At 63.4% G+C, this 21178-nt stretch carries 12 protein-coding genes; 8 read left to right on the forward strand and 4 right to left on the reverse strand.

The window, feature by feature from the left end; translation table 11 throughout:
* Positions 1–25 precede the first annotated feature (25 nt).
* Positions 26–4237: a YhdP family protein gene (locus tag AC57B6_RS33030; protein WP_496422900.1), complete on the reverse strand. Its 4212-nt coding sequence runs from the start codon at positions 4235–4237 to the stop codon at positions 26–28.
* Positions 4238–4434: 197 nt separating this feature from the next.
* Here AC57B6_RS33030 and glnE point away from each other — a divergent pair, with 197 nt between their 5' ends.
* Entirely contained in the window at positions 4435–7227 is a 2793-nt protein-coding gene (glnE, locus tag AC57B6_RS33035) for a bifunctional [glutamate--ammonia ligase]-adenylyl-L-tyrosine phosphorylase/[glutamate--ammonia-ligase] adenylyltransferase (RefSeq protein ID WP_496422901.1), read from the forward strand.
* Between the two features lie 170 nt (positions 7228–7397).
* Here glnE and recN read toward each other — a convergent pair whose 3' ends face one another.
* Positions 7398–9065: a DNA repair protein RecN gene (gene recN / locus AC57B6_RS33040; protein ID WP_030102036.1), complete on the reverse strand. Its 1668-nt coding sequence runs from the start codon at positions 9063–9065 to the stop codon at positions 7398–7400.
* A gap of 95 nt (positions 9066–9160) precedes the next feature.
* On the reverse strand, positions 9161–10063 hold the full coding sequence (locus AC57B6_RS33045) for an NAD kinase (RefSeq protein WP_028198835.1): 903 nt from the start codon (positions 10061–10063) through the stop codon (positions 9161–9163).
* Positions 10064–10414: 351 nt separating this feature from the next.
* Between AC57B6_RS33045 and hrcA the strand changes: the two genes are divergently transcribed.
* The 7 genes from hrcA (at position 10415) to pabB (ending at position 19972) form a co-directional block, all read left to right on the forward strand.
* Positions 10415–11434: a heat-inducible transcriptional repressor HrcA gene (gene hrcA / locus AC57B6_RS33050; RefSeq protein ID WP_028198834.1), complete on the forward strand. Its 1020-nt coding sequence runs from the start codon at positions 10415–10417 to the stop codon at positions 11432–11434.
* 184 nt (positions 11435–11618) lie between these two features.
* Positions 11619–12689, forward strand: a complete 1071-nt coding sequence (gene hemH, locus AC57B6_RS33055; protein WP_028198833.1) for a ferrochelatase — start codon at positions 11619–11621, stop codon at positions 12687–12689.
* Positions 12690–12696: 7 nt separating this feature from the next.
* Complete coding sequence (locus tag AC57B6_RS33060) at positions 12697–13104, forward strand: RNA-binding S4 domain-containing protein (RefSeq protein WP_028198832.1); 408 nt, start codon at positions 12697–12699, stop codon at positions 13102–13104.
* Positions 13105–13625: 521 nt separating this feature from the next.
* A complete protein-coding gene (gene grpE / locus AC57B6_RS33065; RefSeq protein ID WP_106355391.1) occupies positions 13626–14210 on the forward strand; it encodes a nucleotide exchange factor GrpE in 585 nt (194 codons plus the stop codon).
* Positions 14211–14636: 426 nt separating this feature from the next.
* A complete protein-coding gene (gene dnaK / locus AC57B6_RS33070) occupies positions 14637–16589 on the forward strand; it encodes a molecular chaperone DnaK (protein WP_028198830.1) in 1953 nt (650 codons plus the stop codon).
* Positions 16590–16855: 266 nt separating this feature from the next.
* A complete protein-coding gene (gene dnaJ, locus AC57B6_RS33075) occupies positions 16856–17995 on the forward strand; it encodes a molecular chaperone DnaJ (RefSeq protein ID WP_028198829.1) in 1140 nt (379 codons plus the stop codon).
* A gap of 24 nt (positions 17996–18019) precedes the next feature.
* Positions 18020–19972: an aminodeoxychorismate synthase component I gene (pabB, locus tag AC57B6_RS33080; RefSeq protein ID WP_496422902.1), complete on the forward strand. Its 1953-nt coding sequence runs from the start codon at positions 18020–18022 to the stop codon at positions 19970–19972.
* Between the two features lie 375 nt (positions 19973–20347).
* On the opposite strand, the gene panB is transcribed toward pabB, so the two are convergent.
* Entirely contained in the window at positions 20348–21163 is an 816-nt protein-coding gene (gene panB / locus AC57B6_RS33085) for a 3-methyl-2-oxobutanoate hydroxymethyltransferase (protein WP_496422903.1), read from the reverse strand.
* Positions 21164–21178 lie beyond the last annotated feature (15 nt).

The following is a 21178-nucleotide window of genomic DNA, read 5'->3' on the forward strand; positions in this document are numbered from 1 at the left end:
CTTCTGATCAAACGAGAGTTCGAGTTCAGTGTGCGCCCACGGTCGAAGCCGGAACGTCCATCTTACCGCGATCGCTCTTCACCCGCTCGACGTGCGGTTTCGACCACGAACCGGTGATCGCGTACTCGCGCGCAAACGCCGTGGAGACCGATTTGCTGAACGCCAGATCGGCCACCAGCGCGCCTAACCCGAGGAGCGGATTGATAACGGTCGCAGCAATCACGGCGGCGCCGGCGCTGACGGTCGGCACGATCTGCACGTGCAGATCCTGGGTTTCCTGCGCCAGATCCACCGAGCCCTTCATCTCGGCGCGGGCCGGCGCCGTCACCATTTCGAAATTTTCGGTGCGGCCAATGCCGTTGTGGATCTCGCCCGTGCCGGTGACGTGTTCGAACGGCAGCCCTTCGCCGATCACGTCGCGGAAATTGAGCGTGGCGAAGCGCTCCAGGCTTTGCAGGCTGAGCACGCCCAGCAATTTCGCGACGCCCGGGTCGACCTTGAGAATCTGTCCATGACGCAGGTCGACGGCCAGATTTCCATTGAGGGTCGGATAGTCGATGGCGGTTGGGCCGCCGCGCCACACCACTTTGCCCGACAGTGTGCCATTGCCGGACTTGAGCGTGTGCGGTTGGCCGAAGCGCTCCAGCAGGGCGCCGGCATCCTTGATGTCGAGTTTGAAATCGAACACGGTACGGCGCGGCGTGGCCTCGTCGGCGGTATTGCCGAGGCCCGTGGAAGTGCGCCAGTTGGCCGTGGCGCTCAGCGTGGCGGCGGGGTTAGTGATGTCGAGTTTGTCGAGTTGCCAGACCGGCACGCCGTCTTCCTCGAAGTTGTGCGCGTCGACTTCGAGCCGGCCAATGTTGCGATTGCGTACGATCAATTCGTTGACCACCAGATCGATCGACGGCATGTTCTGAGCCGGCGCCGACATGGCCTGGCCAAGCAGATCCTGGTCTGTGACGGACGGAATCACCACCCGGGCAAAGCGCGCCTGCAAGGTGCCGGGCGACGCCTTGTTGGCGCCCGGCAGCCAGGAAACGTGGCCCGACACCTGGTTTGACGCGATGTTGGCCTGCCATTTGCCGTCCGCATGCGACGCCCCGACGATCACGCTATCCCAATGCCGCTTGAGCAGCGTCAGCGTGCCGATATGGAGAGCGAAGCGGTTCGGCAGGAACTGCGCGAGGGCCGGATTCGGTGCCGCGGGCGCTGCCGCGGCGCTGGGCGACGGAGTGGGCGCATCTTTGTTGCGCATCTGCGTGAGGAGCGCGCGCCAGGCATCGGCGTCGAAGGCTTCGACGTCGACGGTGGCGATCACGCCATCGGAGGGCAGGTCGGCGGGCTTGTTGACGCCGATCGCGCCGCGTACGACCGTCGGCGCTGTCTTCGGCCCGGTTTTGGGCTCATAGCGCAGCAGATAGGTGGCGGCGATCGGCCCGAAGGTCAGGTCGGCGCGTTCCAGCCCGGCTTCGCCCGCATCGGTGGATGGTTTGACCGCGAAGCGCAGCGGCATCGGCGCGCCGACCGGTTTGTCGAACGGCGCGGGGAAGTCGAGCGCAAGGCCGCTGAGATCGGAGTTCGCCGTGACCTCTGGCAAGCGCCCCTTGGCGCCGCGCACGTTGAGCGCGTAGGGCGCGCTGCCGCTCATGCGCGTCAGCACTTCGGCGGCCGGGCCGTGCAGATTCAGACCGCGCGCGGCATCCACGGCGATATGGCCGCCGAGCGCGAGCGAATACGTGCCGTCCTGCTTCAGGCCGCCGTCGGCGTGCACGTCGCCGCCGAGGAACTGGCCCGAGAGCCGGTCGAGCTGCGCCGTATGTTCGGTAAAGCGCACCTTGCCGTTCAGTTGCGACAACGGCGGCACGTTGTCGACCGTCAGGCGGTTGTTCTGGAAGCCCACTGCGCCTTCCACGCCGATATGCGGCTTCGGTGTGCGCGGCACGGTGAGTTTGAGCGCCAGCGCGGCGGGCCCTTCGGCGCGCACTTTTTCGGTCGCATGTTTGGACATGATGCCGAGCGAGCTTTCGTTGACGTAGTCGAGCATGTCGGCGAGCGGCCCACGGCCGTTGCCTGTGATGACGAGATCCGATGCCTTGGTGCCGAGATCGTCGATCTTGCCGTTTACCTTGTTCAAGGCGACCCGCTTGTAATGGGCGCGATCGATGTCGAAGCGCAGCACGTTCTGTTTGAGTTCGAACATGCCGTCAATGCCATCCAGCGGTGGCCAAACGTTCGGCGTGCCGTTCTTCATCTTGCGCGGCGGGTACGGCGAAGGGTCGAACTTGCCGCCCTTGAACGGCGCGACGATATGGAAGATCCCGGCTTCCGGCGCGCGCGAGTAGGGGAATTTGGTCAGATCGCCGTGGATTTCGATCGTCGCGCCGTGCGACGTGCCGGCCTGCAGCCCATGGCCCAGGTAAATGCGCAGCTTTTCGCTGACGCTGGTCGGCATATAGCGGACGATGCGGGTGACCTGCGCGCGCTGGAATTCGGCCTTCAGGTCGAGCGAGCCGCGGCCGTGGCCCGGGTTGCTGTAATTGGCCGTGGCCGTGGCGTCCGCGTCCGCGTTCGACACGCCGAAGTCGGCCAGTTTGACATTGAAGGCCGGGTGATTCTCGCCCGGCGCCTTCGGTGTGATGGTCCAGTCCGCCCGGCCATGCAGGCGGTCGAATTTCAGGCGCGGGTCGTCGAACACGCCCGGGAACGTAATCGCGACCTTGGAGGTGTCGAGCGTTGCGGTGCCGTGTTTTTCGTCGGCGTCGACGCTGCCCCACAGGTTTTCGATACCGGGAATGCCGGCGCGCGGGTGATTCAGCGGGGTAAGCCCCGGCGGCGGCTCCTGCGCGGCGAAGCTGATGCCTTGCAGGTCACCCTTGAAGCGATAGCGCTCGATCGGCTCGGTGCCGCTTGGCCTGTGGTCGCTGCCCGCTTCGCCGGATTCCGGCTTGCCGCGTTCGACTTCGATCACATAGTTCGCCACCATGCCGCGGGGATTGAAGCGCACCAGATTGTTCAGCAACGGACGCGGCAATGGCAGCGCGCGGCTGAATTCCGCGAGGATGCCCAGATCGACGCGGTCACCGCTGAAGCTGACGAGTTGCCCATGCTGCTGCGACGCGGTCCGGAAGCGGCCGTTCAACGTGGAGAGCGCGAGGGTGCGGGTCAGCGGCGTGCCGTCGTCGAGCGGCGGCTGGCCGAGCTCGGCGCGCAGATTATTGAGCTGCAGCGTGTAGTCGCCCTGGTCGGCCGTGACGTGCCACGAGAAGTTGGCGATCGGCACGTCCAGCTTCGGCTGGGTCGGGCGGACCCGCATCGAGACATTCGTGCCGGCCAGTTGCCCGCTCGCCGAGGTCATGCGGCCGTCGGCGAAGTCGCCCCAGATCGCATTGTCGATGCGGCCGGCGAAGGTCTCGATCGGGAAATTGATGTAACGCGCGAGAGTCGGCAGATCGACCGGACCGGTCGACATGTAAACCTCGCCGGCCCAGTTGACCGGTTTGCCGATCGCGGAGAGGCGGGCGTGTTTGAAATGGGTGCGGAAGTCGATCGGCCCGTGCAGGACCTGGCCGTCGGCGGGCGCCTGCAACGCCAGCCGGTGATCGTAGCCCTCGTTGAGAATCGCGATCCGGATGTCGCGCAGGGCGAGCTCCGGCGCTTGATGTTGGGCATCGCGCCAGCGCAGCACTCCGCCGCGCACCACGATGGCCTGTTGGCGCAGGAGCCACGTGGACAAGGTGTCGTTGCCGCTGTGCCGGGTCGGCACCGGCACCCCTGCAACCGAGATCACGCCGTCGCCACTGCGCGACACCAACACGTCGGGCTGATCGACGATCAGGCTGGAAAGCGCGGGATGGAACTGCCAGAGGGACTTCCACGAAAGCGTGGCGGTGGCGTGCGGAATGGTCAGCGCCGCTTTGCCGTCAGGAGCGCGGATTACAAGGTCGGTGACGTCGAGGCCGGGCTGAAAACCGCTCCAGTACGGCGCGAGCTTGCCGATGGTGAACTGCGCGTGCAGCTTTTCGGAGACCGTGGCCTCGATGCGCGGCCGGAACGAATCGACACGCGGCAACACGACGTAACGCAGGCCGAGAAAGAGACTTGCCGCGATGAAGTACAGGACGAGGGCCAGCGCGAGGACCACGCGAAGGGTCCGACGCAGCACGATGTGGTCGCTTCCGCTCGCAGGCCGGACCTGCCCTGTTTCGTGCGGGTCGGCGGATTCGTTTCGCTCGGACATGCTGCGGCGGGTGGGCGTATGGTAGTTTTGCGAATTAACGACGAAATGTAACACACGGGAAAGCGTCGGCGGACCTCCGGCAAACCCTTTCTGCATGCCGTCTCGCGACCTGCGCGAGGTTGCCCGGCTGCGCCTCGACCCGTGTGCTGCAGCGAACTGAACCACGCTGTTAAAGCAACGAGCGAGCCAGACCCTAGATGACTGACGCCACACTCCTGAGTTCCAGCTATTCACATTATGCGGCGCGTGCCGCGGCGGCCCGTCCGCAAATCGTGGCACAGGTGGCGGCGCTCGCGTCCGCGCCTCTCACGCGCGAGCGGATCGACGCGCGCTTTGACGCGCTGTGCGCCGAGGGCGCCGACGCGGGCGGCGGCCCGTTGAGCGAGGATGCACTCAAACGGGCCTTGCGCCGGTTGCGCACCGAAGTATTTTGCGCCGTGATGGAGCGCGACCTGGCGGGCGAGGCGGATGTCGCCGAAGTCACCGGCGCGATGACCGATCTGGCGGAGACGACGATCCAGCGCGCCCTGGCGGTTGTGTCGGCCGAACTCGAAGCGCTTTACGGCGAACCGCGCGGACCGCAGGGCGAGCGCCTTGCGCTCGGCGTGGTCGGAATGGGCAAGCTGGGCGGGCGTGAGTTGAATGTGTCGTCGGATATCGACCTGATCTTCGTCTATGAAGAAGACGGCGAGACCGCCGGCGGTCAGCGTTCGCCGATCGCGACGCAGGACTTTTTTACACGGCTCGGTAAGCGCCTGATCGGCGCGCTGGCCGAAGTGACTGCCGACGGTTACGTATTCCGGGTCGATATGCGTTTGCGGCCGAACGGCGATTCAGGGCCGCTCGTGTGCAGCCTTGGCATGCTCGAAGAATATTTCTACGTGCAGGGCCGCGAGTGGGAACGCTATGCCTGGATCAAGGGCCGGCTCGTGTCCGAAGGCGCGAGCGAGGCGGCCGTGCGGCTGCAGAAGCAGCTCGACGCGATCGTCACGCCGTTTGTCTATCGGCGTTATCTCGACTTCGGCGTGATCAGCGCGATTCGCGCGCTGCATTTGCAGATTCGCCAGGAAGCGCAGCGGCGCGCCTCGATGCGGCCCGACAAGGCCGACGACATCAAGCTGGGCCGTGGCGGCATCCGCGAAATCGAATTTAGCGCGCAGGTATTTCAGCTGATTCGGGGCGGCCAGGATGCCGGCTTCCGGGTGCGTCCGACGCTCGCCGTCTTGCGGCATGCAGCAACGCAGGGGCTGATCGATACGTCGGTTTGCGTGAAACTGTCGCAGGCGTATCGCTTCCTGCGCGAACTCGAGCACCGCCTGCAATACCGCAACGACGCGCAAACCCATGCGATGCCGGTCGATCCCGAGGAGCGCGTGGCGCTCGCGCACGCCATGGGCTGCGACGATTATGCTGCGCTGATGCTCAAGCTCGACGCGCACCGCGAGTTCGTCGAGCAGCAGTTCGACCAGATTTTCGCCGACAAGGTGAGCGGCCGCGACGGGTGCGGCGCACGGGAAGACGGCGCGGCGACCTGGGTCTGGAGCAGCGCGCTCGCCGACGATAGCGCCGACGAAGCGCTGCGCGCGCGCCTGATTGAACTGGGCGTGCCCGAGCCGGGCGAACTGCTGGCGCGTTTGCGCGCGGTGTGGCAGTCGTCGCGTTACGCGGGGCTTGCCGAACGCAGCCGGCAGCGCTTCGACATCGTCGCGCAGCGTGCGCTGGAAGCCGCGCAGACGCTGGAGCCGCCCGAACGGCGCGGCGATACATTGGCGCGCCTGTTCGACCTGCTCGAAGCCGTGAGCCGGCGCGGTGCGTACCTTGCGCTGCTAACGGAATATCCACAGGCGCTGCATCGGGTGCTGTCGGTGCTGGGCGGCTCGCGCTGGGCTGCCGGTTACCTGATCCGCCATCCGCAATTGCTCGACGAACTTCTCGACGACGAGGCAATGGACAGTCCGTTCGACTGGCCCGAATTCAAGCGCACACTGCGTTTGCGTCTGGCCGCGGCGGACGGTGTCGAGCAACAGATGGACCTGCTGCGCCACGCGCACCAAGCCGAGGTGTTCCGCATCCTGTTGATCGATCTGGCCGGCCGGCTGAGCGTCGAGCATGTGAGCGACCGTTTGTCCGAACTCGCCGACGCCGTGCTCGACGTCACGCTCGAAGCGGTCTGGAAGCAACTGGCCAAACGCCATCGCGAGGTGCCGAAGTTCGCGGTGATTGCCTACGGCAAGCTGGGCGGCAAGGAACTGGGTTACGCGTCGGACCTCGACGTCATCTTCCTCTACGACGATCCGGACGATGCCGCCGCCGACGTCTATGCCACCTACACCCGCCGCCTCATCACCTGGCTGACGACGGCCACCGGCGCGGGTACCTTGTTCGATGTCGACTTGCGGTTGCGGCCGAACGGCGAGTCGGGTCTGCTCGTCACCGATCTGGATGCGTTCCGCCGCTATCAATTACGCGAAGGCGACGCCGCCAATACCGCCTGGGTGTGGGAGCATCAGGCGCTGACCCGAGCGCGCTACTGCGCGGGCGACGCTGAAATCGGCGCGAAATTCGAACTGATCCGCGAGCAGGTGCTGACCACGCCGCGCGAAGCCGCGCCGCTTGCGAAGGAAATCGTCGAAATGCGCGAGCGCGTCGAGGCGGGCCACCCGAACCAGACGGCGCTGTTCGACCTGAAGCATGATCGTGGCGGCATGGTCGATATCGAATTCACCGTGCAGTACTGGGTGCTGCTGCACGCGGCGAGCGATCCGGAACTGATCCGCAATACCGGTAACATTGCGTTGCTGCGCGAAGTGTCGCGCTTCGGCTTGATGAGCGAGGAGGAAGCGGAGACGGTCGGCGCGGCTTACCGGACCTACCGGAAGTTGCAGCACAAGCTGCGTCTCGACGGGATGGAAAAGGCTCGGGTCGATCCGGCCTTGGTGGTGACTGAGCGTGAGGCGGTGCTGAGGCTTTGGAAGCGGGTGTTCGGCTGAGGACTGGAGTCTGCGTCTGGACTGAACGGCTGGATGACTGACGCGAAGGCAAGCGGCGCTGCCTTCGCGCGTTTTCCGGCCAACGGTCGCGGCGGCTTCACAGCGGCTCCCGATCGGCTCCCCAGCGGCCCGCGGTCGGCTCCCGCTCGGGTTCCCGGCCGACGGAAAGGCTAGGCCGCCAGCATTTCCTTGGCGTGTTTGCGCGTCGTCGCGGTGATCTCCAGTCCGCCGAGCATCCGCGCGACTTCTTCGACGCGGCTTGCGCGGTCGAGCGGCGTCACGCTGCTGACCGTGCCGCCCTTGCCGTTGCCCGACTTCGCCACCTGGAAATGATGGTCGCCACGCGCGGCGACCTGCGGCAAATGCGTGACGCACAGCACCTGACGCGCCTGTCCCAGTTGATGCAGCAGCCGTCCAACCACTTCGGCGACGCCGCCGCCGATGCCGGTATCCACTTCGTCGAAGATCAGCGTTGGTGTCGGACTCGCGGCGCTCGCGATGACCGCCAATGCAAGACTGATCCGCGCCAGTTCGCCGCCTGAAGCAACTTTCGCGAGCGGCCGCAGCGGTACGCCGGCGTGACCGGCGACGCGGAATTCGACCTGCTCGAGCCCATGTGCGCCGCCTTCCGGCAGTTGCACCAGCGCCACTTCGAAGCTGCCGCCTTTCATCGACAGTTCCTGCATGCCGGTGGTCACGGCGGCGCCCAGGGCCTTGCCGGCCTTGGCGCGCGCCTTTGACAGTTTTTTCGCTTCGGTGAGGAAGGCTTCTTTTGCCTTGGCTTCGGCCGCATGCAGGCTGTCGAGATCGGCGGCCGCGTCGAGCGCGGCGAGTTGCGCGCGACGCGCTTCATGCTCTTGCGGCAGCGTCTCGGGTTGCAGGCGGAATTTGCGCGCGGCCGAGTGCAGCGCGTCCAGACGCTTTTCGACCTGGGCGAGCCGGTCCGGATCCAGTTCGAGCTTTTGCGCGTAGTGGCTGAGCGAATAAGCCGCTTCCTGTAACTGGATCTCGGCCGGCTCCAGCGCCGCCAGCACGTCATTCAGCGCCGGGTCGATCTCGGCCAGGTCGCGCACCTTCGATACGATCGAGGCGAGATGCGTGATCATTGCCTCGTCCGATTCAGACAACGCACTGAGCGCGCCTTGAACGCCGTCGATCAGATTGGCTGAATGCGATAGCCTCCGGTGTTCGGTGTTGACCTCTTCCCATTCGCCCGGCTGCGGCGAAAGTTTGTCCAGTTCGGTGAGTTGCCAGGCGAGCCGCTCGCGCTCCAGTTGCAGTTCGCGGTCGCGCGTTTGTGCGTGCTCGACGGCCTGAACCTTTTCGCGCCATGCCCGCCATGCCCGCGTGACGGTTGCCGCGGTTTCCGTGAGGCCCGCGTGGGTGTCGAACAGTTCGCGTTGCGCGTCGGGGCGCATCAGCAACTGGTGGGCATGCTGGCCATGAATATCCACCAGCATCTCGCCGACTTCGCGCAACTGCGTGAGCGTTGCCGCCGTACCGTTGATGAACGCGCGCGAGCGGCCGTTTGTATCCACCACGCGACGCAGCATCACGGTGCCCTGATGAGCGTCGTCGACGGGCGCGCCGAGCGCCTGCTCGTCGAGCCATTGCTCGACTTGCGCATGCGTGTCGAATTCCGCGGTGATGTCGGCGCGGCTTTCGCCGGTGCGCACCACGCTCGCATCGGCGCGGGCACCGAGCGCAAGGGCCAGCGCGTCGATCAGGATCGACTTGCCGGCGCCTGTTTCGCCCGAGAAAACGGTAAAGCCGCTGTCGAATTCGAGGTCGAGCGCGGCGACGATGACGAAGTCGCGTATCGAGAGGTGGCGAAGCATGGAGGTCGTCTGGTGAGCTTGATATTCAGGGTTCGGCAGCGGTGGCGTTCGCGTTCCAGGAGGCCGGCGGCCCGGCGTTCCGGCGGCCCGGCCGCTCAGGGCTTGGTATCTTCTTCGTGCGACGGGTATTCGTTCCAGTGCAGCTTTTTACGCAGCGTGGCGTAGTGGCTGTAGCCGACCGGGTGCAGAATCGGCACGGTATGACGCGAGCGGCGCACTTCGATCGTGTCACCCAATTCCAGCGAAGTGAACGACTGCATGTCGAAGTTGACGTTGACTTCGCGGCCCGAAACGATCTGGATGCTCACCTTCGAGTCGTCCGGCAGCACGATTGGCCGGTTTGACAGCGCATGCGGCGCGATCGGCACAAGCACGATGCCTTGTAATTGCGGGTGCAGGATCGGCCCCTGCGACGACAGCGCATAGGCCGTCGAGCCCGTAGGCGTGGCGACGATCAGCCCGTCCGAGCGCTGGTTGTACATGAAGCGGCCATCCACCGACACATGCAGTTCCGCCATCCCGGAGAAGCCGCTGCGGTTGACCACCACGTCGTTGAAGGCGAGTGCGTGGTAAATCGGCGTGCCGTCGCGCATGATGCGAGCTTCGAGCAGCGTGCGCTCTTCGCGCTCGAAGTTGCCCGAGAGCATTTGCGGCACGATCTCGCGCATGTCGGAGATCGGAATGTCGGTAATGAAGCCGAGCCGCCCGTGGTTGATACCGATCAGCGGCGTGCGGTAGGGCGCAAGCTGGCGGCCAATGCCCAGCATCGTGCCGTCGCCGCCGAGGATCACGGCTACGTCGGCGCGCGCGCCGATCTCGGCGGGGCGCAGCGCCGGGTAGTCGGTGATGCCGATTTCGGCGGCGGTGTCGGCTTCGAATACGACCTCGAAGCCGCGCTTCGCGATGCACGAGGCGAGCGCGGTCAGCGGCTCGCCGATACCTGGCGTATTGTTGCGCCCGACGAGCGCGACGGTCTTGAACTGGCTGGTCACTTGCATGCCGGCATTACACCATAGGTAGGGCCTGAAAAGAACCGCAGACAGACCCGGTAGCGGGCCTGCGCAAGCGGGCTGCCGGCGCATTGAGCGATTATCGTTAGAATGGTGAAGTCTTGATGACATGCGCGCCGGTTATAGTTCGGCGGCGCGTCGCCAGCGGACTTGCCGGACCGGCGGCTGGCAAGACGCAGGATTTGAATCCCGGCGACGCGCCGACCATGCTGGACCCAGCGCCAGTCAACGCGCCGCATGCAATACCAGGCGCCGCCCCGCCGGCAGGCGGCGCGATAGTCAGGGGTGGGCGCCGTTAGCGCTCGCTGTAGTCGCGTCATTGAGCTAAAATTTTCCGTCATGCTAGATCCCCGCGCACAAACCCTCCTCAAAACGCTGATCGAGCGCTACATCGCCGAAGGTCAGCCGGTCGGCTCGCGTACGCTGTCACGTTATTCCGGCCTCGAACTAAGTCCGGCGACGATCCGCAACGTGATGTCCGATCTCGAGGATCTGGGGCTCGTGATCAGTCCGCATACTTCTGCTGGCCGCATTCCCACACCGCGTGGCTACCGGCTGTTCGTCGATACCATGCTGACTCTGGAATCCGCTGCGGACGAAGAAGCGGTGATGCGCATCGTCAAAACCACGCTGCAAGCGGGCGAGCCGCAGAAAATCGTCGCCGCGGCGGCCAGCGTGCTGTCCAATCTGTCGCAGTTCGCCGGTGTGGTGCTCACGCCGCGCCGCAGTCATGTGTTCAAGCAGATCGAGTTCATGCGGCTGTCGGACAAGCGCATTCTCCTGATCATCGTGACGCCCGAGGGCGACGTGCAGAACCGCATCATGGCGACCCAGCGTGACTTCTCGCCGTCGCAACTGGTGGAAGCGTCCAATTACATCAACGCGCACTTCGCCGGCCTCTCGTTCGACGACGTGCGCCGCCGGCTGCGCGAAGAAATCGACGAATTGCGTGGTGACATGACCACGCTGATGCACGCGGCGGTCACGGCGAGCACGGATGAAACCGACACCGGCGAGACCGTGCTGATTTCCGGCGAGCGTAACCTGCTCGAAGTGGCCGACCTTTCGTCGGACATGGCGCGCCTGCGCAAGCTGTTCGATGTGTTCGATCAAAAAACCAGTCTCCTTCAGTTGCTCGACGTGTCGAGTCATGCCGCGGGCGTGCAGATTTTCATCGGCGGCGAATCGAATCTGGTGCCGATCGAGGAAATGAGCGTGGTGACCGCGCCTTACGAAGTGAACGGCAAGATCGTCGGCACGCTCGGCGTGATCGGGCCGACTCGCATGGCCTATAACCGCGTGATTCCGATTGTCGACATCACCGCGCGGCTGCTTTCCCTCACGCTCAGCCAGCAGTAATCCGCAGCGGTTTCCGGTCACTGTCTCCTGCGGCATCTCATGCTGCAAATGATGCGCGACGGCGCGCGGCTTGCCAATTGGCCGAATGGCCAGGGGTCCCTGGCGGACCTTGCATTGGACCGCGCCGCTATAATGAATTCCACCTCAACCGACTCTCCGCCCCAAGCGGTTATCCCTGCTGCCTATGCGCTTCGACCTCGAGCGGCCTTCACAGAACGCTACGTCACACCGTGTCGCCGTGCTGCTGATCAATCTCGGCACGCCCGACGCGCCGACGCCGCGTGCAGTCCGTCGCTATCTTGCGCAGTTCCTGTCCGATCCCCGCGTGGTCGAAATTCCGGCGCTGCTCTGGCAAGTGATCTTGCGGTTGTTGATTCTGCCGTTCCGCAGCCGCGCGTCGGCAAAGAAGTACGCGGCCGTGTGGATGCCGGAGGGCTCGCCGCTGCGTGTCTTCACGGAGAAGCAGGTGGAGGGTTTGCGCCACCTGTTGCAATTGAACGACTACACGGTGCTGGTCGACTACGCCATGCGCTACGGCACGCCCGGTATTCCGGCCATGCTGAACCAGTTGAAGCTGGCTGGCGCGGAGCGCGTGCTGCTGGTGCCCATGTATCCGCAATACTCGTCGTCGACCACGGCCACGGCTTTCGACGACGCTTTTTCGGCCCTCAAGCGCATGCGCAATCAGCCGGAAATCCGCACGGTGCGGCAGTACGCGGATCATCCGGCGTATATCGCCGCGCTTGCCGCCCAAGTGCATCAATACTGGCATCAGCACGGGCGGCCGGATTTTGCGGCGGGAGACAAACTGGTGCTGAGCTTTCACGGCGTGCCCAAGCGCACGATGGATCTCGGCGATCCGTACCACGAGCAATGTCAGCAGACCGGCGCGCTGTTGATGCAGTCGCTGGGATTGACGCAGGTGGAATGCCGCATTACGTTTCAGTCGCGCTTCGGCAAGGCCGAATGGCTGCAACCGTACACTGCGCCCACCCTGAAGGAACTCGGTTCGGCAGGCGTGCGCCGAGCCGACGTGTTCTGTCCGGGCTTTACCGCCGATTGCCTTGAAACGATTGAAGAAATCGGCATGGAAGTACGCGACGAGTTCCTGCATGCGGGTGGCAAGGAGTTTCATCGGATTCCCTGCGTGAATGCCTCGCAGCCATGGATCGCCGCGCTAGGCGAAATCGTCGCCCAGAACCTGCAGGGCTGGCCCGTGCAAGCGGTGCCGGTGCCGCATACGACAGGGGCTTAAGCAGCTCATGAATTACAGGATTTCAACTGAAGCGGGCGCGAAGTTGCGCATCGACAAATGGCTGTGGGCTGCGCGCTTCTTCAAAACCCGCTCGCTCGCGGCGGATGCTGTCGACAAAGGCCACGTGCGCATTGGCGGCGCCAGCGTCAAGCCGGCCAAAGACGTGCGCGTCGGCGATCTGGTGGAAGTCGAGATCGAGCGGATTGTGTGGCAGGTGGAAGTGCTGGGCGTATGCGACGTGCGTGGCCCGGCCAGCGTTGCGCAGACGCTTTATGCGGAAACCGAAGAGAGCAGGGTGAAGCGGCAGGTCGAACAGGAGCGGCGCAAGACGTACCGCGAGCCGGCCGCCGCCTTGCACGGAAGGCCGACCAAGCGCGACCGGCGCACTATCGACAAACTTTCAGGTGGGGATTGAACAACTGTTCCATCGTCGCGTGCACACCGCCGTACTCGGTAGTGTGATCGTTGACGGCCCCGGACATGCAGATGGTCGTGGTGCCCGCGATGAGTACCAATGCGACCACCGATATTGCAAAGGTCAGTTTCACGGTACTCCCCTTGGGAAGATTCGGGACGGAAACAGGCGAATCAGGTGGATTGAAAAATTTCGGTAAGGATTACGTTAGATTAGGGTTAACGTGTCTTTTCCGATGCTTTATTGGAGCATAGGCCACTTGGCGGGCGCACTCAATCTCAATCTGATTGCGACGCAATAATGGTTGTAACGGAGCATTTCGGCTGCGTGCGCGCGGCGTGAAAAGTTCCGGGAGAGGCGCTTGAAATGGGTCTTTCCGGCCCCATCTGCCGTTTCGAAAAGCGTCAACGCACCAGGTTTTGCGCCAAGTTGTCTGTCGCAATTTTGCAACGCACAAATTGCGCGGGCTTCGACGCGTTGCCGTCACTTTTAGCTTTAACTTTTTAACGACTTTCAGCGACATGGAAAACACGCAAGAGAACCCGACGAGCCAGAATCCCACGCCCGCCGACGAAACCGCGCGTCAGGCCGCGGAGGCCGCGACCCCCCAGCAGGACGCGGCTGCGAGCGCGGCCCCGGAAGCGCCGGCAACCGGCGTGGAAGCTGCATTGACCGAAGCTGAGGCAAAGATCGCCGAGTTGCAGGAAAGCTTCCTGCGCGCAAAGGCCGAGACCGAGAATGTGCGCCGCCGCGCTCAGGAAGATATCGCCAAGGCCCACAAGTTCGCGATCGAAAGCTTCGCTGAGCATTTGCTGCCGGTGGTCGACAGTCTTGAGGCAGCGGTTGCCCATTCATCCGACGACCTGCAGAAGGTTCGTGAGGGCGTCGAACTCACGCTGCGTCAGCTTTCCGGCGCACTGGAGAAGGGGCGCGTCGTCGCCTTGAACCCGGTTGGCGAGAAGTTCGACCCGCATCGTCATCAGGCTATTTCAATGGTGCCGGCCGATCAGGAGCCGAACACCGTCGTCGCCGTGCTGCAAAAAGGCTTCGTGATCGCCGACCGCGTGCTGCGCCCGGCTCTCGTAACTGTCGCGGCGCCGAAGTAAGCATCGCAACGCGCTGTCCGAGCCGTTTATTTGCCGTTGCGCCTGACACGGGCCGTTATGGTCGGCGTTCCCGTCGCCGCCGGGCTCATGCCTCATGGCGTGCCGACCTGGCTCTTCTTATACCGAGGCAAGCGGCTCGGCCTGGCAACTGGCTGGCGCGGCCTTGGGCCACTTGTGGGGGCGATTGCCGCCGAGCGGGACAAGATTTGGCCGGTCAATGCGGTCGGGAGCACGGCAGGTGGTGAAAAAAGCGGCAAAAGTTCGACTGATTGAAAAAAATTAAAGACCGCATCGTAAAAGAGGTCTTGAAAACGATGCGGACGCACTTATGTTGGGTGCAGGTAGGAATTTAGAGCGGATCGCCGTACCGCCAGATGGGCAAAACCGGCGATTCCCGCAGCGATCAAAGTTAGGAGATTAGTAAAAATGGGCAAAATCATCGGTATCGACCTCGGCACGACCAACTCGTGCGTGGCGATCATGGAAGGCAATTCGGTCAAAGTGATCGAGAACTCGGAAGGTGCGCGCACCACGCCGTCGATCATCGCTTACATGGAAGACGGCGAAATTCTCGTCGGCGCACCGGCCAAGCGTCAGTCGGTCACGAACCCGAAGAACACGCTGTACGCCGTCAAGCGCCTGATCGGCCGCCGCTTCGAAGAAAAAGAAGTGCAGAAAGACATCGCTCTGATGCCGTACAAGATCATCAAAGCCGACAACGGCGACGCATGGATCGAAGTGCGCGACCAGAAGCTCGCACCGCCGCAAATCTCCGCGGAAACGCTGCGCAAGATGAAGAAGACCGCTGAAGATTACCTCGGCGAGCCGGTCACCGAAGCTGTGATTACGGTTCCCGCGTACTTCAACGACAGTCAGCGCCAGGCCACCAAAGATGCAGGCCGCATCGCCGGTCTGGAAGTGAAGCGGATCATCAACGAACCGACCGCAGCTGCACTGGCTTTTGGCCTGGACAAGGCGGAAAAGGGCGACCGCAAGATCGCGGTGTATGACTTGGGCGGCGGTACGTTCGACGTGTCGATCATCGAAATCGCGGATGTCGACGGTGAAATGCAGTTCGAAGTGCTGTCCACGAACGGCGATACGTTCCTGGGCGGTGAAGACTTCGACCAACGCATCATCGACTACATCATCAGTGAGTTCAAGAAGGAACAGGGCGTCGATCTGTCGAAAGACGTGCTTGCGCTGCAACGCCTGAAGGAATCGGCTGAAAAGGCGAAGATCGAACTGTCGTCGAGCCAGCAAACCGAAATCAACCTGCCGTACATCACGGCCGACGCGTCGGGTCCGAAGCACCTGAACCTGAAAATCACGCGTGCGAAGCTGGAAGCGCTGGTCGAAGAACTGATCGAACGCACCATCGAGCCGTGCCGTCTGGCGATCAAGGACGCGGGCGTGAAGGTCGGCGAAATCGACGACGTGATTCTGGTCGGCGGTATGACCCGCATGCCGAAGGTGCAGGACAAGGTTAAGGAATTCTTCGGCAAGGATCCGCGCCGTGACGTGAACCCGGACGAAGCCGTCGCCGTTGGCGCCGCGATTCAAGGCCAGGTTCTGTCGGGCGACCGTACGGACGTTCTGCTGCTCGACGTGACCCCGCTGTCGCTCGGCATCGAAACGCTCGGCGGCGTGATGACGAAGATGATCAACAAGAACACCACGATCCCGACCAAGCATGCGCAGGTCTACTCGACGGCTGACGACAATCAGAGCGCCGTGACGATCAAGGTGTATCAGGGCGAACGCGAAATGGCAGCGGGCAACAAGCTGCTCGGCGAGTTCAACCTGGAAGGCATTCCGCCGGCACCGCGCGGCACGCCGCAGATCGAAGTGAGCTTCGACATCGACGCGAACGGCATTCTGCACGTCGGCGCGAAAGACAAGGCAACCGGCAAGGAAAACCGCATCACGATCAAGGCGAACTCGGGTCTGTCCGAAGCTGAAATCGAGAAGATGGTGAAGGACGCGGAAGCGAACGCGGAAGAAGATCACAAGCTGCGTGAGTTGGCCGACGCCCGCAACCAGGGCGACGCGCTGGTCCACAGCACGAAGAAGGCGCTTACCGAATACGGCGACAAGCTCGAAGCCGCTGAGAAGGAAGCGATCGAAACCGCGCTGAAGGACCTTGAAGAAACGCTGAAGAGCGGTTCTAGCGACAAGGCCGCGATCGAAGCCAAGATCGAAGCGGTGGCGACCGCCTCGCAGAAGATGGGCGAGAAGATGTACGCCGACATGCAGGCTGCACAAGGTGCCGAAGCTGCGGCAGCGGGCGCGGCAGGTGCGGGCGCATCGGCAGGTGGCGCGAGCCAGCAGCAGGACGACGTGGTCGACGCCGAGTTCAAGGAAGTCAAGAAAGACTAAAGCCAGGTCGCAATTTGACCGTAAAGCCGCACACAGCAATGTGTGCGGCCCGGCTGCAAAACGGTCTGCTCCCGTTCGGGAGCATGAACCTGCAAAGCGGTTATCGCGCCTGGTGAGCCTGTTTGGGCTCTCCGGGCACATTTGTTTTATGGAGGACGTTGTTTGAACCGCCTGAAAGCGGCGTGAACAGCGGCCGGACGAGTCGCAAGACTCCAGCATTCAAGAGGAGCCACCGCGCCCCATTGCGCGAGTGGCGTTGAACCGATATGGCGAAACGGGATTACTACGAGGTTCTGGGCGTCGCAAAGAACGCGAGCGACGACGAAATCAAGAAGGCTTATCGCAAGCTTGCGATGAAGCACCACCCCGACCGCAATCCGGGCAACAAGGATGCGGAAGAGCATTTCAAAGAGGTGAAGGAAGCCTATGAAATGCTGTCGGACTCGCAAAAGCGTGCTGCGTACGATCAGTACGGTCACGCGGGCGTCGATCCGAACATGGGCGGAGCCGGTGCGCAAGGCTTCGGCGGTTTTGCCGATGCATTCGGCGATATTTTCGGCGACATCTTCGGCCAGGCTGCCGGCGGTGCCGCACGCGGCGGTGGCCGTGCAGGTCCGCAGGTGTATCGCGGCGCCGATCTGCGCTACAGCATGGAAATCACGCTGGAGCAGGCCGCGCACGGCTACGACACGCAGATTCGCGTGCCGAGCTGGGTGTCGTGTGAAGTCTGTCACGGCTCGGGCGCGAAGCCCGGCACCAAGCCGGAAACCTGCCCGACCTGTAGCGGTTCGGGTTCGGTGCGGATGTCGCAGGGCTTTTTCAGCATCCAGCAGACCTGCCCGAAGTGTCACGGCACCGGCACCTATATTCCCGAGCCGTGCGGACACTGCCATGGCGCGGGCAAGGTGAAGGAAACCAAGACGCTGGAAGTGAAGATCCCGGCGGGTATCGACGACGGCATGCGTATCCGCTCAGCCGGCAACGGTGAGCCGGGTATCAATGGTGGTCCGTCGGGCGATCTGTACGTCGAGATTCACATCAAGCAGCACTCGGTGTTCGAACGCGACGGCGACGATCTGCATTGCCAGATGCCGATTCCATTCACCACGGCGGCACTCGGCGGCGAAATCGAAGTGCCGACCCTCGCGGGCCGCGCGAGCTTCACGGTGCCGGAAGGCACGCAGTCGGGGAAGACCTTCCGTCTGCGTGGCAAGGGGATCAAGGGTCTGCGTTCGAGCATTGCCGGCGATCTGTACGTGCATGTGCAAGTCGAAACGCCGGTCAAGCTCACCGAGTCGCAGCGCGATCTGCTTCAGCAATTCGAGAAAGCCCTCGTGGAAGGCGGCGCGCGGCATAGCCCGCAAAGCAAGAGCTGGTTTGATCGGGTGAAGAGCTTCTTCGATTAATTGCGGTTTGATTTGGCGGTAAGCATGGCGGCAGCTGAGCGCAACGCGGTTTTCGCGTTGCTCGACGATTGCGACGCGACGGCGGCGCGCCGTTCGAGTCGTCTGTACACGGGTTTTGTGCGTGAACGAGTGTGCGTGGACGCCGCGCAACTTGAGCTCATGTGCGAGACCGTGGCTGCGGATGCTCGGCGTGGTTTGCATGGCGTTGTGCTTGCCGACTATGAGTTTGGCCGGCATCTTCTCGATGGCGACCAGGCTCACCGGGCATCAAATGAAACGCAGCGTGGCGATGCCACGCTGCGTTTTTTATTGTTTGAACGTTGCGAGAAACTATCTCGCGACGACGTCGATACGTGGCTCGTGGAACGCGACGGCGGCGCGGCCGAGCCTTCCGTGGCGGGCACAGCGAATGTGTGTGCGAGCGTCGATCCCACGCAATTCAACGAAGCGATCGATGCGATCCATGCCGCCCTGCGCGCCGGCGATTCTTATCAGGTCAACTATACGTATCGGCTCGGTTTCGATGTATTCGGCTCGCCGGCCGCGCTTTATCGGCGCCTGCGGGCGCGCCAGCCGGTTCCGTATGGCGCGCTGATCGCGTTGCCGGGCGACGAGTGGGTTTTGTCGTGCTCGCCGGAGTTGTTCATCGAGAAAGAAGGCGCCATGTTGCGCGCCCGGCCGATGAAGGGCACGGCGCCGCGATCAACCGACCCCGTGGCCGATCGTCACGCCGCCGAGTTCCTGGCCAACGACCCGAAGAATCGTGCCGAGAACGTGATGATCGTCGACCTGTTGCGCAACGATCTGTCGCGTGTGGCGCAGACGGGCTCCGTCAAGGTGCCGGCGTTGTTTTCGGTTGAACCGTATGCGTCGGTATGGCAGATGACGTCGACGGTCCATTCGACGCTGCGGGCCGGCACGTCTTTCGCTGCGATCATGCGGGCGCTGTTTCCGTGCGGCTCGATCACCGGTGCGCCGAAGCACCGCACGATGCAATTGATCGACGAGCTCGAAAGCACGCCGCGCGGACTTTACACCGGCGCGATCGGCTGGCTCGACGTGCCCTCAAGCACCTCAAGCACCTCAAGCACCGCAAGCACCGCAAGCACCGCAAGCACCGCAAGCACCGCAAGCACCGCAAACGACACTACTTGCGGCGACTTCTGCCTGTCCGTCGCGATCCGCACCCTGACCTTAAGCCCGGCCGCACAGTCCGGCGTGCTGCGTGGCACGATGGGCGTCGGTGCCGGCATCGTGCTCGACAGTGTTGCCGCCGACGAATATGCGGAATGCCAATTGAAGGCCAGCTTTCTGACCGGTGCCGAGCCGGGTTTCGAGCTTTTCGAAACGATGTATGGAACGCGTGACGAGGGCGTGCGCCATCTATCGCGCCATCTCGCACGACTCTCGGCGAGCGCCGCGGCGTTGGGTTTCAGGCTCGACGACGAAAACGAAATTCGCGCGCAAATCACGGAGAAATGTGCGGCGTTGCCTGCGCAAATTCCGCACCGCATGCGTCTCGCGCTGAGCAAGAACGGCGCGGTGCAATTAACGGCGGCGGTGTTGACGCCGCTGGCCGACCCGACCGTCGGTGTGTTGCTCGGGCCGGATCATGCATTCCCCGTTACGCATGCCGATGATCCGCTGCTGCGACACAAAACCACGCGCCGTGCCGAATATGATCGTGGCTGGCGCGAAGCCGAAGCGCGGGGCGCTTTCGACACGTTGTTCTTTAACGAGCGCGGTGAACTGACCGAAGGCGGGCGCTCGAACGTGTTTGTGAAGCTGGCGGGACGGTGGTGGACGCCGCCATTGGAGTCAGGCGTTCTGCCCGGGATCATGCGGGGCGTGCTGCTGGAGGATATCGACCTTCACGCAGCGGAACGCGTGTTGACTCGAATCGATGTGCGGAATGCGGAAGCGCTTCTGGTGTGCAACGCGCTGCGAGGCGCGGTACAGGCGCGTGTGCTGGGCTAAGGCAGCGCGCAGGGCTATAGAAGAAAGACCAAAGAAGTCGGCCGTGCCGGCGGGCGAACGAGGACTTGAGCGCCGCGTGCCGCCATGCAACAGCTAGCTCAAGCGTGGCGAACGTGCAGCAGGCGTGCCACCCATCCCGTAAGGCGTGCATGCCATGTGGATTCACGCACGTCATGCGGCGCGGTGGCGTGACTGCGGATTTCTGCTACATCGATCAGGCAAAAGGGGCTCATGGTCATCTCTCTTCGGCTGGCGGCAGGGCCGCGTTAACAAGGTAGACGAAGATAGATGCCCCGGCTTTAAGACAATATCAGACTGGTCTCAAAACGTGCCCGGATGCGCGTGATCAAGGCGGTTCCCAAGTCCGGCCCGAACTTAGAACGCATGTTCCGGCCCCGGGAACGTACCGTCCTTCACAGCGTGGACATACGCTTCCACGGCCGCCTGAATGCTCGGTTGTCCCTGCATGAAATCCTTCACAAAGCGCGGCCGCTTGCCGGGGAAAATTCCCAGCATGTCGTGCAGCACCAGCACCTGACCTGAGCAGTCGAGGCCCGCCCCGATACCGATTGTCGGAATCCGCAATTGCTTCGTGACTTCGCTCGCGAGCAGTGTCGGGATCGCTTCCATGACGATCAGTTGGGCGCCCGCGTTCTGTACGGCGAGCGAGTCGCGCAACAACTGGCTCGCACCCGCCTCGGTTTTGCCTTGCACCTTGAAGCCGCCAAACGCATGCACCGATTGTGGCGTGAGGCCGACGTGCGCGCACACCGGAATCGACCGCTCGACCAGAAAACGCACCGTGTCCGCGAGCCACTCACCGCCCTCGAGTTTCACCATCTGCGCGCCGGCGCGCATGAGTTCCACCGAGCTTTTGAAAGCGTCCTCCGGCGTGCCGTACGTGCCGAACGGCAGATCGGCGACCACCAGCGCCGAGGGTCGCGCCCGCGCGACGCTCGCCGTGTGATAGGCGATGTCGGTGAGCGACACCGGCAGCGTGGTCGTCTGGCCTTGCAGCACGTTGCCGAGCGAGTCGCCGATCAGCAGGACGTCGACACCCGAGCGATCCAGCAGCGCCGCGAAGCTCGCGTCGTAGCAGGTCAGCATGGCGATCTTTTCGCCGGCATCGCGCATCGCCTGCAGTTTCGGCACGGTGATGGCGTTCCGGCTCGTTTCCTGCAAATAGGTCATGGAGAAAATCCGTTG

It is taken from the genome of Paraburkholderia sp. BGA-UO-ETr-F12, from assembly GCF_059567945.1.

Bases quoted from the DNA above. Each gene is read 5' to 3' on its own strand.
- AC57B6_RS33030 (WP_496422900.1), bottom strand. From the start codon at position 4,237: ATGTCCGAGCGAAACGAATCCGCCGACCCGCACGAAACAGGGCAGGTC.
- glnE (WP_496422901.1), top strand. From the start codon at position 4,435: ATGACTGACGCCACACTCCTGAGTTCCAGCTATTCACATTATGCGGCG.
- recN (WP_030102036.1), bottom strand. From the start codon at position 9,065: ATGCTTCGCCACCTCTCGATACGCGACTTCGTCATCGTCGCCGCGCTC.
- AC57B6_RS33045 (WP_028198835.1), bottom strand. From the start codon at position 10,063: ATGCAAGTGACCAGCCAGTTCAAGACCGTCGCGCTCGTCGGGCGCAAC.
- hrcA (WP_028198834.1), top strand. From the start codon at position 10,415: ATGCTAGATCCCCGCGCACAAACCCTCCTCAAAACGCTGATCGAGCGC.
- hemH (WP_028198833.1), top strand. From the start codon at position 11,619: ATGCGCTTCGACCTCGAGCGGCCTTCACAGAACGCTACGTCACACCGT.
- AC57B6_RS33060 (WP_028198832.1), top strand. From the start codon at position 12,697: ATGAATTACAGGATTTCAACTGAAGCGGGCGCGAAGTTGCGCATCGAC.
- grpE (WP_106355391.1), top strand. From the start codon at position 13,626: ATGGAAAACACGCAAGAGAACCCGACGAGCCAGAATCCCACGCCCGCC.
- dnaK (WP_028198830.1), top strand. From the start codon at position 14,637: ATGGGCAAAATCATCGGTATCGACCTCGGCACGACCAACTCGTGCGTG.
- dnaJ (WP_028198829.1), top strand. From the start codon at position 16,856: ATGGCGAAACGGGATTACTACGAGGTTCTGGGCGTCGCAAAGAACGCG.
- pabB (WP_496422902.1), top strand. From the start codon at position 18,020: ATGGCGGCAGCTGAGCGCAACGCGGTTTTCGCGTTGCTCGACGATTGC.
- panB (WP_496422903.1), bottom strand. From the start codon at position 21,163: ATGACCTATTTGCAGGAAACGAGCCGGAACGCCATCACCGTGCCGAAA.